Below are 13996 nucleotides of genomic sequence, written 5' to 3'. Positions count from 1 at the left end.
GTTGGACCCGACCGCTTGAAACGCTAAACCGAGGCCGATAGAGGCGAGGAGTTTCAGAATGGCCGTGCTGCTGGGCGTTGATACGGGCGGAACCTATACTGATGCGGTGTTGATCCGGGACGAAACGGAGATCCTTGCCTCTGCCAAGTCGCTGACCACACGGGAAGACCTGGCGATTGGCGTCGGCAACGCGGTGCGTGCCGTGCTGGATTCGAGCGGTGTGGCGCCTGAACAGATCGTGCTGGCGTCGTTGTCCACGACCCTGGCCACCAACGCGCTGGTGGAAGGGCAGGGAGGGCGCGTGGCGCTGATCTTCATCGGGTTCCGGGAACGTGATCTCAAGACGCATGGGTTGGCTGATGCGTTGAACGGCGATCCCTGTCTGATCGTGGCCGGGGGACATACGCATGCGGGATCCGAGGCTGCGGCTTTGGATGAAACCGCGCTTATGGCCTTTTTAGAGACGCATAAGGAAGATGTAAGCGGTTTTGCCATCGCCAGCCAATTCGCCACGCGCAATCCGGCGCACGAAGTGCGGGCGGCGGTGCTGGTGGCGCAGATCACCGGCAAACCGGTATCGTCTTCGCATCAGTTGTCGGCCAAGCTGAACGGACCCAAACGCGCGATGACAGCGGTGCTGAATGCGCGGTTGATCGGCATGATCAACCGGCTGATCGGTCGGGCGGAAGAGACGCTGAAGGATCTGGGCATCACTGCGCCGATGATGGTGGTACGGGGCGATGGCGCACTGATTTCGGCGGGACAGGCGCGCGAGCGCCCGATTGAGACGATCCTGAGCGGTCCTGCGGCTTCCATCGTGGGGGCGCGGTGGCTGACGGGCGCTGATCTTGCGTTGGTCAGCGATATTGGCGGGACAACGACAGACGTCGCGGTTCTGCGCGATGGGCGGCCCAAGATTGACCCGGCAGGGGCGCGCGTCGGCCCTTATCGCACGATGGTGGAAGCCGTCGCGATGCGCACGACCGGATTGGGTGGCGACAGTGAGGTGCACTTCATCGCGGATGGGTTGCAGGGTGGTGTGCGGCTGGGGCCACGGCGGGTGCTGCCGGTCTCCCTTGTTGCGGTGGACGCGCCCGACGTCGTGCACGGGGCCCTTGATGCGCAGTTGCGCAGTTCCACCCCTGGAGAGCATGATGCACGGTTTGTGCGTGCCGTGCCGGGGCAGAGTGATGAGGGGATCGGGGCGCGCGAAGCGGAGGTTTTGGCCCGGATTGGTGAAGGGGTGCAGCCCTTGGGGGCCGTACTGCGGACCCGAATGGAACATGGTGCGCTGAAAAAGCTGGTCGACCGGGGCCTTGTGCAGGTGGCCGGTGTCACGCCATCGGACGCGGCGCATGTGCTTAGACGGGTGATGGAGTGGGACGCAAGTGCGGCACGCAAGGCGCTGCAGCTTTTCGGGCGCAGACGGACTGGATCCGGCAATGTGCTGTCCACAAGCGCAGACGACGTGGCACAGATCATCGTCGACCGATTGACGCATCAGACTGTTTTGGCCTTGTTAGAGACTGCTTTTGCCGAGGAAACAGATGATTATGGACTGGAGCCGGAGGTATTGGCGCAGCACGTGCTGATGCAGCGCGGTTTGGGTGGGCATCATGGCCTTGTGCGTCTGAACACTGGGCTGGAAGTCCCCGTGGTCGGGTTGGGCGCGTCGGCTGCGTGCTATTACCCGGCCGTGGGAGAGCGGTTGGGGACGGAAATGACACTGCCGCAATTTGCCGGCGTGGCAAATGCCATCGGAGCGGTCGTTGGCCGCATTACGATGCGCCAAAGCGGGACAGTCACCGCGCCGAATGACGGAATTTTCAGGGTGCATCTGGCCGATGGGCCACAGGATTTTGCTGATGTCGATACGGCATTGGCGACCCTGGAAGAAGCTTTGACAGCGCGTGCGCAATCAGATGCACAGGCAGCCGGAGCGGCAGACATCCAGTTGCACGTTGCGCGCGATGTGCGCACAGCAGGGGTCGAGGCGCGGGAGGTTTTTGTGGAAGCGACCGTGACCGTCGAGGTGTCCGGGCGACCGCGGGTGGCAGAGGGTTAGACCCTTTCACGACCCGCGAAATCCGGTTTGTGCCGAATGCGCAGTGCTGCCCCGGCGCAGGGCCGGGGCAGTTTCGTGCGTTATTCCGCCGCTGCGCGTTTGGGCAGGACCCAACCCTCACGGGGGAAGTGGCAGGTGTAGCCGTGGGGGATGCGTTCCAGATAGTCCTGATGCTCAGGCTCGGCTTCCCAGAAATCGCCGACGGGTTCGACTTCGGTGACGACTTTGCCGGGCCAAAGGCCGGAGGCTTCGACGTCCTTGATCGTCTCTAACGCGGTCTGTTTCTGCGTCTCATCGACGTAGTAGATGGCGGAGCGATAGCTCATCCCGCGGTCGTTGCCCTGGCGGTTCAGCGTGGTTGGGTCATGGATCTGGAAGAAGAATTCCAGCTGTTCGCGGTAGGTCGTCCTGGAGGGGTCGAAGATCACCTCGATCCCTTCGGCGTGGGTGCCGTGGTTGCGGTAGGTGGCGTTGGGAACGTCACCGCCGGTGTAGCCCACACGGGTTGAGATCACGCCGGGGCGCTTGCGGATCAGATCCTGCATGCCCCAGAAACATCCCCCCGCCAGTACTGCACGTTCAGTGTTGCTCATGCTGCGTCCTCCACTTGATCGATGTATTTGCCATAGCCTTCCGCTTCCATGTCATCGCGGTGGATGAAACGGAGCGAGGCGGAGTTGATGCAATACCGAAGCCCGCCGCGGTCAGCGGGGCCGTCGGGGAAGACATGGCCAAGGTGGCTGTCGCCGTGTTTGGATCGCACTTCGGTGCGGACCATGCCGAGGGACGCATCGCGGTGTTCGGTTACGTTCTCGATCGGTTTGGTGAAGCTTGGCCAGCCGCAGCCGCTTTCGTACTTGTCGGCTGAGGCGAAAAGCGGTTCGCCCGAAACGATGTCGACGTAGATGCCCGGCTCCTTGTTGTGCAACAGCTTTCCGGTGCCGGGGCGTTCGGTGCCGCTTTGCTGGGTGACGTGGTATTCTTCGGGTGACAATGCGGCCACTGCTTCGGGGCGCTTTTCATACTCGGCCATGAAGATCCTCCTTTGGTCGGTCTCGCTGTATTAAATGGGGTGGCTGGCGAAAATTCAAAGTGTTTAGGCGGGCGCGTCACTGGAAGTGAACCGAATGGGGGTCGGATGCGTATCTATCAGGAAAGGGAGTATGTCATGCGATACCTTCTGGCAGCAATGATAAGCGTCTGGGCCGTGATGGCCCTTGCTGGGACGCGGGACGTGGTTTTCAGCAACATCGATGGGGGTCAGCACGACTTCAGCCAGTGGGCCGGTCAGCCGGTGCTGGTGGTGAATACCGCGTCGGAGTGCGGGTTCACGGGGCAATATGCCGGACTTCAGCAGTTGCATGATCAATACAAGGCGCGGGGCTTGGTTGTGCTTGCCGTGCCATCCGATGATTTCCGGCAGGAGTTGGGCACGGCAGCGGAGGTCAAGGAATTCTGCGAGGTGAATTTCGGGCTTGATCTGCCGATGGCGGATATCACCAACGTCAAGGGGCCTGACGCGCATCCGTTCTATCAGGCTGTGCGGGCGGAGACGGGTTTCGTGCCGAACTGGAATTTCAACAAGGTGCTGATTGCGCCGGACGGGCGGGTCGTGGAAACCTGGACATCGTCCGTGCGTCCGATGTCTGGGCAGGTCCGGCGCGCGATCGAGCCGCTTTTGAACTGAAGGTCGTGCCCGGGTGCCATGTCGGGAAATTTCGGAGGCGCTGCCTCCGGACCTCCGGGTTTTTTGAACCATTTGGAAAATCAGGGCGTGGGGCGGTTTCGTTGCCTTGAAAGCTGGACGGCGAGGATGCCGAGCGTGATGATCACGACGCCGAGAATGTCCCGTCCGCCAAGCGGTTCCGACAGCAGAAGAGCGGCGATGGCGACGCCGAAAAACGGGTTGATGAAGTGGAAAGTGGCGGCGCGGGTCGCACCGATGCGATTGACCAGCCAGAACCAGACAAACGTTGCCAGCAGCCCGGGGACAAGGCAGGTGTAGACGAAGGCGAGCGCAAGCGGGAGCGAAAGATCGACGCGTGGCGTTTCAAACAGCAGCGTTGCGAAGCTGAGCACAACGAAGCCAGCAAGCATCTGCAAGCCGACAATCATCAGGAAATTGCCGCCTGACGTGGCCCCCCGGACCATGAGTGTGGCAGCGGTCAGTGCCAGCAATCCGATGAGGCAATAGAACACGCCTTGCAGATCCACGCCGCCGCTGATCCGGGCCGCCATGATCAGATAAACGCCGACAAGGCCCGCCAGTAACCCGGCTACACCAAGGGGCCGCAGCCTTTCCTTGAAAATCAACCAGCTTGCGAAGGCTACGAGAAGCGGCATGGTCGAGGCGATAATGGCGGCCATCGAGGCCTGCACGGTTTGCATGGCGACGAAGTTGAAGCCGAGATAGACCGCGTTTTGCAAGATGCCGAAGATGATCGTTGCGCGCCATTGGACGGGTGTCAGGCGCCAGCTTTGCCCCAATGCGAAGGCGATCCCGACACCGAGCAGACCAGAAACCAGATAGCGCAGTGAAAGGGCGAAAAGCGGCGAAGCATCCGCCACGATGATCCGCGCAGACGTGAATGCGGAGGACCACATGACCGCAAATGCGAGGCCCATGACGATGGCGCGGAAATCCATGATGCGTGCTCAACCCGTTTTCGCAGACCGTTTCGCACATCGGTCAAAGAGGCAAGAGGTCAAATCCGGCTTTGTCGCGCCGGTTTGCCGTCAGTTGGTTTCGGGGATTTCGGTCGGAGCGATGCTGCCAAATTCGATCACCAGGCGGCTGCCGTCGGGTGTCAGGCTTGCGTCGCTGCTTCCTGCAAGGCTGGACACGGCGGCCGAGACGAGGCTGAGGCCGATGCCCTCTGGTTGCGTGGCCGGGCGTTTCTCCGCGTTTTGACCGATGCCGTTGTCAGTGCATTCCAGACGGTATTGACCCGTTCCCTTGTCCGTCAGAAAAGCCGTGATTTTGCCTGCCGTCGCGTTTGGGAAGGCATGTTTGATCGAGTTGGCGACAAATTCGCTGATGATCATGGCAAGGTTCGCCGCCTGATCCGAGCGCAGGACAATCGGGGAAAAGTCGGACCGGAAGGTGATGTGTCTTGGTGCGGTTTGCTGCAGGAGGGTCATGACCCGTCCAAGATAGGCGGCACCGTCAATGGTGTCGTGCCCATCGGTCCATTGCAGTTCCAGGTGCAGGTTCGCCACGGCATCGATGCGGCGCTGGATGGCATCAAGCGCTTCGAGTGCCGCGGGGTCCTTGATGGTGCGGGCGTAGATGCGCACGATTGCAGACATGGATTGCAGTGAATTCTTGACCCGGTGGTCCGCTTCGGCCTGCAGGATGGCCTGATTGCGGAGGGCGACGCGCAAGTCGAGCTGTTTTGTCACCTGCCGGGACAGGACACCCAGCGCCCTGCGTTGAAAATCATTCAGCTTGAACGGTTTCGTATCGAGGACGCAAAGGGTACCCAGCGGCAGTCCGTTGTGCGCGACCAGCGGGGCGCCCGCGTAGTACCGCAAGGGATCTTCGCCGACACAAAGCGGATTGTCAGCCGTCCGTGGGTCCAACTGTGTGTCCTCCACCTCAAATATATCGTCCTGGAGGATGGCGTGGGAACAGATCGATTCCTCGATCGTGGTTTCGTTGCGGTCCAGCCCCACGGCCGCCTTGAACCACTGGCGGTCTTCCTCGACCAATGAGATCAGCGATATGGATGTGCCGCAAATCTCGGAGGCGAGCTGGACCAGTTCGTCGAACTCCGGCTCTTTTTCGCTGTCGAGGATGTCATAATCCGCAAGTGTCTTCAGGCGTTCGGCGTTCAATGGATGAAGATCAGCACGCATATTCGGCGTCCTTTTCAATTTTCTTAAAACATCATCGCTGGATTTGGGACCTAGAACATTGGTTGCAATAATCCAAGAATAGAGTGCCCGTGCTGTGTCTTATTACACACCAAAGGAAAAGGGGCCGCCCGAAGGCAGCCCCTGATCGCGTCAAACGTAAAGGCGTCGGATCAGCCGTTCACGCTGTCCTTGAGGGCCTTTGCGATGGTCATCTTGACCACCTTGTCGGCGTCTTTCTTGAACTGCTCACCGGTGGCAGGGTTGCGCACCATCCGCTCGGGCCGTTCGCGGCAGTAGATCTTGCCGACGCCGGGCAGTGTGACGGCACCGCCGCCGGACACTTCGCGGGTGATCAGGTTGCAGACCGCTTCGAGCGCTGCGCCTGCTGATTTCTTGTCTGAACCCATTTCATCTGCGAGTGCAGCGACGAGCTGAGTCTTTGTCATTGGTTTGGTTGCCATGTTGTTATCTCCTTAGACCGCCCGGTTTAGGGCCTCATGCGCGGAATGTAGCGGTATGTTGTGGGTGAACACAACGAATAGTGGCGCAAAAAGTGTCGATTTCCGCAGTTTTCAAGGGTTTTTTCGCCTTTTCTCCCTTTCAGAGGAAGGCTGTCTCGTCAAAAGAGCGTAATTTCCGGCTGTGGATCCGTTCCAGCGGGGTTGAACGAAGCAGTTCCATCGCGCGAATTCCGATCATCAAGTGGCGTGAAACCTGTGTTCTGTAGAAGTCTGTGGCCATGCCGGGCAGCTTTAATTCGCCATGCAGCGGCTTGTCGGAGACGCACAGGAGCGTGCCGTAGGGGACGCGGAAGCGGTAGCCGTTGGCGGCAATCGTGGCGCTTTCCATGTCCAGTGCGATAGACCGCGATTGGCTGAGGCGTTGAACGGGGCCGGATTGATCGCGCAGTTCCCAGTTGCGGTTGTCGATCGTGGCGACAGTGCCGGTGCGCATGATGCGTTTGAGTTCATAGCCTTCAAGTTGCGTCACCTCGGCCACGGATTTTTCCAGCGCGATCTGGATTTCGGCAAGCGCGGGGATCGGGGTCCAGACGGGAAGGTCGTCATCCAGCACGTGATCTTCGCGCAAATACGCGTGGGCAAGGACGAAGTCGCCGAGCGCCTGAGAATTGCGCAGCCCGGCGCAGTGTCCCACCATCAGCCAGGCGTGCGGGCGCAGGACGGCGATGTGATCCGTAGCCGTTTTGGCGTTTGAAGGACCGACACCGATGTTCACCAGCGTGATGCCGGAACCATCGGCACGCTTGAGATGATAGGTCGGCATTTGCGGCATCTTCGGTGTGGGTGGGATAGGGGTGTCCCCTGACGTGATTTCAATATTGCCGGTGGAGACGAAAGAGGTGTAGCCGCTGTCAGGATCGTCCAGCTGCGCGCGGGCGTATTCCTCGAACTCGGTCACGTAGAATTGGTAGTTGGTGAACATCACGTGGCACTGGAAGTGTTCCGCGTCCGTGGCGGTATAATGAGACAGGCGGGCCAGCGAATAGTCGACGCGCTGGGCGGTGAAGGGGGCCAGTGGGCGGATATCGTCCACGGGTGTAAAGGTGCCGTTGACGATATCATCGTTGGTGGTCGACAGGTCAGGTACATCAAAGACGTCGCGCAAGGTGAAATCGGCGGCCCCATCTTGTGGGATCAGCGCAGCGGCGGCTTCCCCGGCGAGGGCGAAGTGGACGGGGATCGGTGTATCGGATGGTCCGATGATAACGGGCTGGCCATGGTTTTCGATGAGCAGGCCGATCTGCTGGATCAGGTAGTGCCGGAACAGGTCAGGCCGGGTGATGGTTGCGGCGAATTTTCCGGGCGATGACACGTGGCCAAACGACAGGCGGCTGTCCACATGGGCATAGCTGGAGGTCTGAAACCGCACCTCCGGATAGAAAGCGCGCAATCGCACGTCTTCGGGCGGGTCATTCAGCGCTTCGGCAAAAGCGTCGCGCAGGAATTCGGTCGCCTGAGAGTAAAGCGCGGTCAGGCGGTCGACGGCGGCAGTGGGGTCGTCGAAGGATTCTGCGGCTGGAGTGTCGGGGGTCTGGATACGGGTCATGCGAGGGGCTCGATTACGTCTATGAAGTCAAAGGTGCGGACATCGACGAGGCCGAGGTCGGAGATGCGGAGTTCGGGGATGACCACGAGCGCCAGCAGGGAATGCTGCATGTAGGCGTTGTTGAGGGTGCAGCCGCAGTCGCGCATGGCTTGCATCATCTGGTCGGTTGCGGCGGCGACTTCCGACGCGGGGCTGTCGGACATCAGGCCTGCAATGGGCAAGCTGACCGTTGCAAGGGCAGTGCCATCGCGGAAGATCGTGATGCCGCCGCCGGCAGCGCGCAGGTGGTTGGCGGCCAGCGCCATCTGGTCCGCGTCTGTCCCGACGACGATCATGTGGTGGCTGTCATGGGCGACTGTCGAGGCCATAGCCATCGTGCCGGTATAGCCAAAGCCCGAGACGAAGGCATTCACGACGCCGCCTGTGGCGCGGTGGCGTTCGACAAGGGCGATCTGCGCGACGTCTCCTGTCGCCTGCACGCGGCCTTCGGTGACAGGCAGTTCGAATTTCAGCGCGCGGGTGGGGGCTTGGTTTTCGACTACGCCGATGACGTTGGCGGAGACGGCGTTGGCACCTGCGGGGGCGGGGATGGTGAAGTCGTCCGCTGTCAGGTCACGCGCCATGTTGACCGTGGTGCGCGCGTGTTCGGGCCAGTCGTAGTGGGGGCAGTCCACAAGGCAGGCGCCGTCTTGCGCGACGATCTGGCCACGGGCGATCACCGTCTCGATGGGGAGGGTTTTCAGATCAGAAGTCAGGATCACGTCGGCGCGTCGCCCCGGCGTGAGGGAGCCGATTTCACGCTCCAGCCCGAAGTGGGTGGCGGTGTTGATCGTGGCCATTTGCAGCGCGATCAGCGGGTCACAGCCGCAGTCGATGGCGTGGCGGACGACGCGGTTCATGTGGCCTTCGTTCACAAGCGTGCCGGAGTGGCAATCGTCGGTGCACAGGATCATGTTGCGCGGATCGAGACCCTTTTCAGTGATTGCGGTGATCTGGGATTCCACGTCATACCATGCAGAGCCGAGGCGGATCATCGACCGCATGCCCTGCCGCATCCGCGCAATGGCGTCATCCTCGCAGGTGCCTTCGTGATCGTCGGCGGGGCCGCCCGCGACATAGGCCGCAAAAGCGGGGCCGAGGTCGGGGGAAGCGTAGTGGCCGCCGACGGTCTTACCTGCGTTTTGGGTGGCAGCCATTTCAGCGAGCATTTGAGGATCGGCGTTTGAGACACCGGGGAAGTTCATCATCTCACCCAGGCCGATAATGCCGGGCCAGTGCATTGCCTCGGCCACGTCTTCGGCGGTGATCTCGAATCCTGTGGTTTCCATGCCGGGTGCAGACGGCGCGCAGGAGGGCATTTGCGTGAAGATGTTGATGGGCTGCAGGAGCGCTTCGTCGTGCATCATTCGCACGCCTTTCAGGCCCAGTACATTGGCGATCTCATGCGGATCGGTGAACATCGAAGTTGTGCCGTGGGGGATCACCGCGCGGGCGAATTCCGCGGGGGTGAGCATGCCGCTTTCGATATGCATGTGACCATCGCAGAGGCCGGGGACCATGTACCGGCCCCGTGCGTCTATGATCCGGGTATCCGGGCCTTTGCAGTGATCCGCCGATGGGCCGACAAAAGCAATGCGTCCGGCAGTGATGGCAATGTCATGGTCGGGCAGGGTTTCGCGGGTATGGACGTTGACCCAGATGCCACCGGTGATGATCGTATCGGCGTGCGCGCGGCCTGCCGCGGTGTTGACCAGTTGCGCGGCCACATCGGGCCATGTTGGGAAAGTGTCTTGCGTCATGGCGTACGGTGCCACAGGGTTTTGGCAGGTTCAAGCGGGAGCGTGGGTATGGATTTTGAAACGGTGGGTGCTGAGGAGTTCGGCGCCAGCTTGCACGGGATCGGACTGAACCTGCTGGTGCGGGATGTAAGTGCCCAGGTGGCGTTTCTGGAAAAGCTCTTTGGCATGAAAGCGTTTCAGCCGACAGCAGATTTTGCGATCATGCGCTATGGGAAGGACGTGTTTCAGTTGCATGTCGACGGCACGTATCATTCCAACCCCTTGTTGGGGCTGCTGCCCGAAAGCCCCCCGCGTGGTGCGGGAATCGAAATCAGGCTTTACGATACGGATCCGGATGAAGTCTGTGCACGTGCAGAGGCGCTGGGCGGCACGGTTTTGCAAGGGGCAACGGACAAGCCGCATGGGTTAAGGGAGGCGTATGTGTTGTGTGAGAACGGATATGCCTGGGTTGTTAGTCGGGCGTTGTGACGTATCCCGGACGAGCACCTTTGATGTGCTATTTTTTCGCTGGGTTTCGCCATGGGCGTTGTGCATCATAGCGGCAAAGGAGTATCGGCCATGACCGTCACGCAGATGAAACCGAACATGGACCATTGGCAGGAGCGCGTCGATCTGGCCGCTGCCTTTCGCTGGACCGCGCGGCTGAACATGCATGAAGGGGTGGCGAACCACTTCTCGCTCGCGGTGAATGACGATGGCACGCGGTTTCTGATGAACCCTAATCAGGCACATTTCGCGCGGATCAAAGCCAGTGAGATGTTGCTGATTGATGCCAATGATCCCGATACGTTGGAAGGGCCGGATGCGCCGGATCCGACGGCCTGGGGCTTGCATGGCGGGGTACATCGGGCGTGTCCGCATGCGCGTTGCGTGATGCATGTGCATTCGATCCACGCCACGGTCCTGGCCTGCCTGCAGGACAGCCGGTTGCCGCCGATTGATCAGAACTGCTGCACCTTCTTTAACCGCGTGGTCATCGATGAGGATTATGGCGGGCTGGCGTTCGAGGATGAAGGCGCGCGCTGTGCTGCGCTGCTGACCGATCCCAAGCAGAAGGTGATGGTGATGGGAAGCCATGGGGTGCTGGTGATCGGGGATACTGTCGCGGATACGTTCAACCGGCTGTATTATTTCGAGCGCGCTGCGGAGACGTATATCAGGGCATTGCAGACGGGCATGCCGCTGCGGCGGATTTCGGATGAGATTGCCGAAAAAACGGCGCGCGAGCTGGAAGAATACCCCGAACAGGACGCGCGCCATTTGGCAGAGCTGAAGGCCTTGCTCGATGCTGAAGGTTCAGATTACGCTCACTGATCGGGTCAGCTGCCAGATGCACTGCTTGCTGAACTGATCACACCAAAGGCTGATCCGACAAGGCCAATGATGGTGCGGGTGTCCGTCAGCGGGCTTTCAGTGGCAAGTACGAGATCACCGGACTGAATGTGGAAATTACGGGCGGAGAACAGCCCGTCAGACGAAGTCAGATCCAGGGTGAACACCACGCGCGTGTTGCGCGGGCCACGGGTACCAGCCTGCACTGCGCTGGAGGGATATTCACGCAGGATCAGAATGCCTTCAGGATCGGCGCGGCTGTCGTTGACGCCACCAATGATTGCCAGTGCATCAAGGGCCGAAACATCATCGCGGTTGAAGGAATGCTGTGCTTCGCGGCCCGCTGCACCCAGCGACAGGAAATAGCGCCGGTCGGCTTCGACAATGACTTTGTCCCCGCCACGCAAGCGGGTGTCGAGCCGCGGGTTGTCATAGAGGCGGCTGATCGAGGTCGCATAGATGTTGTGACCGCGTACAAGCTTGACCTGCGGGTTCTCCATGGACGGTTCAACACCTCCGCCTGCGGAAATCGCTGCCAGAACCGAAAAATCCTGATCTGGCATGACGATGTTGCCGGGGCTGTTCACGCCCCCCACAAGGTCGATGGAGTTTCCGCGCCCTTCAACCATGGAAAGCTGCACCTGTGCGGACGGAACGATGTCTTCCAATTGCCGTTGCACCAACTGGCGCGCACTGTCTGGTGTGCGGCCCGAGACCTGGATCTTGCCCACGTAGGGGACGAAAATGGCCCCTGCCTCGGTAACGCGCATGTCGGGCAGGCTGGCGACACGCTCATCCGGACCTGTCAGAAGGGAGTTTTCGCCGCTGTCCCAAATCAACAGGTTCAGCCGATCACCGGGACGGATGATCTGTGCATTCGCGCCATGGCTATGGCCGATCCATGAGTAGGAGCGCGACCCGTTGCGTGGCCATTTGGCAACGCTTGGAAGGAAGGCGCGCGTCACGGGGTAAATCGCAATCTCTGGGTTCGGTGCGTCTGCGGCCTGCAATATTTCCTTTTCCACGGCGGCCCCACGGGGCAGGGAGGAGCAAGCGGCCAGCGTCAGACTGAGCACGAGACATAACAAGTGTTTACGAGACATTGCCATCTGGACTGCCGATCATTTCTAGTGGTGCCGACTTGATCAAGTGGCGTATTCCTGCGTTCGTAATCAAGTCTTTTAAGAGGGGTGGAAGCCCCTCCAGTTGGCATTTGCTGTCGCGCAAGATACTGGCACCAAGTATGACGTCAATCGTTTCAGTCAGGGAAGCGGAATTTCGCGGCACAGTGTTGCTTGGCGCCACTGGGCGGTTGGGGCGCATGCTGCGCAGCTTTTGGCCAGATGGCAATCTGGTGGCGGTGGGCCGCACGGCAGGGACCGGTATCGAGCGCTGCGATATCCTGCAGGACAAGGCGGTCCTGCAGGGTCTTTTGGCGGGGCACCGGGCGGTCGTTTGCCTGGCCGGGATCACGGACGCGGCGGCAAGGCGGGGCGCGCCGATGTCGCACAACAGCGATCTTGCGATGGCGGCGATCCATGCGGCGAAAGCAGCCGGTGCGGGGCGGGTCTTTCTGGCGTCTTCCGCAGCCGTCTACGGGCGTCAGTCAGGTCTGTTGACCGAAGATTCGACGCTGGCTCCGCTGGCAGAGTATGGTCGTGCGAAGTGCGAGATGGAGCAGGCGGGCCTCGCGTTGGGCGCGCAGATCGGTCAGGCGGTCACGGTTCTGAGGATTGGCAATGTCGCGGGGGCTGATGCCATACTGGGCGGTTGGCACGAAGGAATGCGGATTGACCAATTGCCAGATGGCAGCACCCCCGCACGAAGCTATATCGGGCCGCAGGCGTTGGCGCGGGTGATTGCTGGATTGGCGACAAAAGCCAAACTGCCATCTGTCCTGAATGTGGCGGGTCCCGGTGTGGTCGAGATGGGCGCATTACTGGATGCGGCCGGTTTGCCGTGGGCGCCGCGCCCCGCGCCGGATGGTGTGATCCGCAAGGTCGCCCTTTCGACACAGGAATTGGCGCGCTATGTGCCCCTGACCGACACGACAGCGCAGGGTCTGGTGGCGGAATGGCTGCGATACAGGGAAATGGCCGGATGACCTGGCGCAAACGTATTTTTGATCTGTTCTTTGCCAGCCTTCTGGTGGTGATCCTCGGGCCTGTTCTGATCGGCTTGCTGATCTGGCTATTGATCAAGGAAGGGCGCCCCCTTTTTTACGTAGCAGAACGCATGAAGGCGCCCGGTGAGCCGTTCAATCTGTGGAAATTGCGCACCATGAACGTTGCATCGGCAGATCGCGGCGTGTCGGGTGGCGACAAGGACGGGCGGATCACCGAAACCGGTGCCTGGTTGCGGGCAAAGAGGCTGGACGAGTTTCCGCAATTATGGAACATCCTGCGAGGAGATCTGAGCTTTGTCGGGCCGCGTCCGCCGCTACGTGAATACGTGGAACGCTTTCCTGATCTTTATGCCGACGTGCTCAGGTCACGTCCCGGCGTCACCGGACTGGCGACGATCAAATTTCATAAACATGAAGACAGATTGTTGGCACGCTGCAAAACGGCAGCGGAAACGGACGATGTTTACGTGCGAATCTGTGTACCGCGAAAGGCGCGCCTTGACCTGATCTATCAAAAGAATCAGTCGACCTGCTACGATTTTGACTTGGTGTTTCAGACAATTGGGAACCTTTTCCGCCGACGTACAGGCCGAAAACCGCCCAATGTGTGAGTTTTTTCGCGCAATGGTTGAGGAATCACAGGACTGAGTGGAAAGAGGTTTGTAGAAATTGCTGCAATTGGCGTAAATTTAAAGGGTTTTGATACGGCTCTCGGGGGATGGTCGAAGCAATAGGCACTTTGCCCACTGC

The 13996-nt window shown here is 60.4% G+C and carries 14 protein-coding genes; 6 read left to right on the top strand and 8 right to left on the bottom strand.

Going from position 1 to position 13996, the window contains the following annotated elements; translation table 11 throughout:
* Positions 1-58: 58 nt before the first annotated feature.
* Positions 59-2065 (top strand): hydantoinase/oxoprolinase N-terminal domain-containing protein, encoded by a 2007-nt coding sequence (locus AB4X18_RS07785; RefSeq protein ID WP_432817264.1) that lies wholly within the window; start codon positions 59-61, stop codon positions 2063-2065.
* An 80-nt stretch (positions 2066-2145) separates the two neighbouring features.
* Here the strand turns inward: AB4X18_RS07785 and msrA are convergent, their stop codons facing one another.
* Both msrA and msrB read right to left on the bottom strand, forming a co-directional pair.
* On the bottom strand, positions 2146-2658 hold the full coding sequence (gene msrA, locus AB4X18_RS07780; RefSeq protein WP_370399553.1) for a peptide-methionine (S)-S-oxide reductase MsrA: 513 nt from the start codon (positions 2656-2658) through the stop codon (positions 2146-2148).
* On the bottom strand, positions 2655-3098 hold the full coding sequence (gene msrB / locus AB4X18_RS07775) for a peptide-methionine (R)-S-oxide reductase MsrB (protein WP_370399552.1): 444 nt from the start codon (positions 3096-3098) through the stop codon (positions 2655-2657). Before msrB ends, msrA begins: the two co-directional genes overlap by 4 nt.
* Positions 3099-3233: 135 nt before the next feature.
* Here msrB and AB4X18_RS07770 point away from each other — a divergent pair, with 135 nt between their 5' ends.
* On the top strand, positions 3234-3752 hold the full coding sequence (locus AB4X18_RS07770) for a glutathione peroxidase (RefSeq protein ID WP_432817263.1): 519 nt from the start codon (positions 3234-3236) through the stop codon (positions 3750-3752).
* 80 nt (positions 3753-3832) lie between these two features.
* Here the strand turns inward: AB4X18_RS07770 and AB4X18_RS07765 are convergent, their stop codons facing one another.
* The 5 genes from AB4X18_RS07765 to ade form a co-directional block, all read right to left on the bottom strand.
* Positions 3833-4711, bottom strand: coding sequence for a DMT family transporter (locus AB4X18_RS07765; protein ID WP_370399551.1), 879 nt, complete (start codon positions 4709-4711; stop codon positions 3833-3835).
* Between the two features lie 90 nt (positions 4712-4801).
* Positions 4802-5923, bottom strand: a complete 1122-nt coding sequence (locus AB4X18_RS07760; RefSeq protein ID WP_370399550.1) for a histidine kinase dimerization/phosphoacceptor domain -containing protein — start codon at positions 5921-5923, stop codon at positions 4802-4804.
* Between the two features lie 170 nt (positions 5924-6093).
* Complete coding sequence (locus tag AB4X18_RS07755) at positions 6094-6384, bottom strand: HU family DNA-binding protein (RefSeq protein ID WP_370399549.1); 291 nt, start codon at positions 6382-6384, stop codon at positions 6094-6096.
* 139 nt (positions 6385-6523) lie between these two features.
* On the bottom strand, positions 6524-7990 hold the full coding sequence (locus tag AB4X18_RS07750) for an AMP nucleosidase (protein ID WP_370399548.1): 1467 nt from the start codon (positions 7988-7990) through the stop codon (positions 6524-6526).
* On the bottom strand, positions 7987-9789 hold the full coding sequence (ade, locus tag AB4X18_RS07745) for an adenine deaminase (protein ID WP_370399547.1): 1803 nt from the start codon (positions 9787-9789) through the stop codon (positions 7987-7989). Before ade ends, AB4X18_RS07750 begins: the two co-directional genes overlap by 4 nt.
* Positions 9790-9837: 48 nt before the next feature.
* Between ade and AB4X18_RS07740 the strand changes: the two genes are divergently transcribed.
* A complete protein-coding gene (locus tag AB4X18_RS07740) occupies positions 9838-10257 on the top strand; it encodes a VOC family protein (RefSeq protein WP_370399546.1) in 420 nt (139 codons plus the stop codon).
* A 90-nt stretch (positions 10258-10347) separates the two neighbouring features.
* The gene (locus AB4X18_RS07735; RefSeq protein WP_370399545.1) at positions 10348-11103 is read left to right on the top strand and encodes a class II aldolase and adducin N-terminal domain-containing protein; all 756 of its coding nucleotides are present in this window, start codon (positions 10348-10350) and stop codon (positions 11101-11103) included.
* 5 nt (positions 11104-11108) lie between these two features.
* Here the strand turns inward: AB4X18_RS07735 and AB4X18_RS07730 are convergent, their stop codons facing one another.
* Positions 11109-12146 (bottom strand): polysaccharide biosynthesis/export family protein, encoded by a 1038-nt coding sequence (locus AB4X18_RS07730; RefSeq protein WP_432817262.1) that lies wholly within the window; start codon positions 12144-12146, stop codon positions 11109-11111.
* 218 nt (positions 12147-12364) lie between these two features.
* On the opposite strand from AB4X18_RS07730, the gene AB4X18_RS07725 reads away from it, so the two are divergent.
* On the top strand, positions 12365-13225 hold the full coding sequence (locus AB4X18_RS07725) for an NAD-dependent epimerase/dehydratase family protein (protein ID WP_432817261.1): 861 nt from the start codon (positions 12365-12367) through the stop codon (positions 13223-13225).
* Positions 13222-13857, top strand: coding sequence for a sugar transferase (locus AB4X18_RS07720; RefSeq protein ID WP_370399542.1), 636 nt, complete (start codon positions 13222-13224; stop codon positions 13855-13857). Before AB4X18_RS07725 ends, AB4X18_RS07720 begins: the two co-directional genes overlap by 4 nt.
* Positions 13858-13996: the final 139 nt, after the last annotated feature.

The sequence above is a fragment of the Sulfitobacter rhodophyticola genome, from assembly GCF_041281685.2.
GTDB lineage: Bacteria > Pseudomonadota > Alphaproteobacteria > Rhodobacterales > Rhodobacteraceae > Sulfitobacter.
This window is presented reverse-complemented; position numbering and strand designations above follow the sequence as displayed.

Coding starts and splice junctions, on each gene's coding strand:
- AB4X18_RS07735 (WP_370399545.1), top strand. CDS start 10,348: ATGACCGTCACGCAGATGAAACCGAACATGGACCATTGGCAGGAGCGC.
- ade (WP_370399547.1), bottom strand. CDS start 9,789: ATGACGCAAGACACTTTCCCAACATGGCCCGATGTGGCCGCGCAACTG.
- msrA (WP_370399553.1), bottom strand. CDS start 2,658: ATGAGCAACACTGAACGTGCAGTACTGGCGGGGGGATGTTTCTGGGGC.
- AB4X18_RS07755 (WP_370399549.1), bottom strand. CDS start 6,384: ATGGCAACCAAACCAATGACAAAGACTCAGCTCGTCGCTGCACTCGCA.
- AB4X18_RS07740 (WP_370399546.1), top strand. CDS start 9,838: ATGGATTTTGAAACGGTGGGTGCTGAGGAGTTCGGCGCCAGCTTGCAC.
- AB4X18_RS07725 (WP_432817261.1), top strand. CDS start 12,365: ATGACGTCAATCGTTTCAGTCAGGGAAGCGGAATTTCGCGGCACAGTG.
- msrB (WP_370399552.1), bottom strand. CDS start 3,098: ATGGCCGAGTATGAAAAGCGCCCCGAAGCAGTGGCCGCATTGTCACCC.
- AB4X18_RS07770 (WP_432817263.1), top strand. CDS start 3,234: ATGCGATACCTTCTGGCAGCAATGATAAGCGTCTGGGCCGTGATGGCC.
- AB4X18_RS07760 (WP_370399550.1), bottom strand. CDS start 5,923: ATGCGTGCTGATCTTCATCCATTGAACGCCGAACGCCTGAAGACACTT.
- AB4X18_RS07750 (WP_370399548.1), bottom strand. CDS start 7,990: ATGACCCGTATCCAGACCCCCGACACTCCAGCCGCAGAATCCTTCGAC.
- AB4X18_RS07720 (WP_370399542.1), top strand. CDS start 13,222: ATGACCTGGCGCAAACGTATTTTTGATCTGTTCTTTGCCAGCCTTCTG.
- AB4X18_RS07785 (WP_432817264.1), top strand. CDS start 59: ATGGCCGTGCTGCTGGGCGTTGATACGGGCGGAACCTATACTGATGCG.
- AB4X18_RS07765 (WP_370399551.1), bottom strand. CDS start 4,711: ATGGATTTCCGCGCCATCGTCATGGGCCTCGCATTTGCGGTCATGTGG.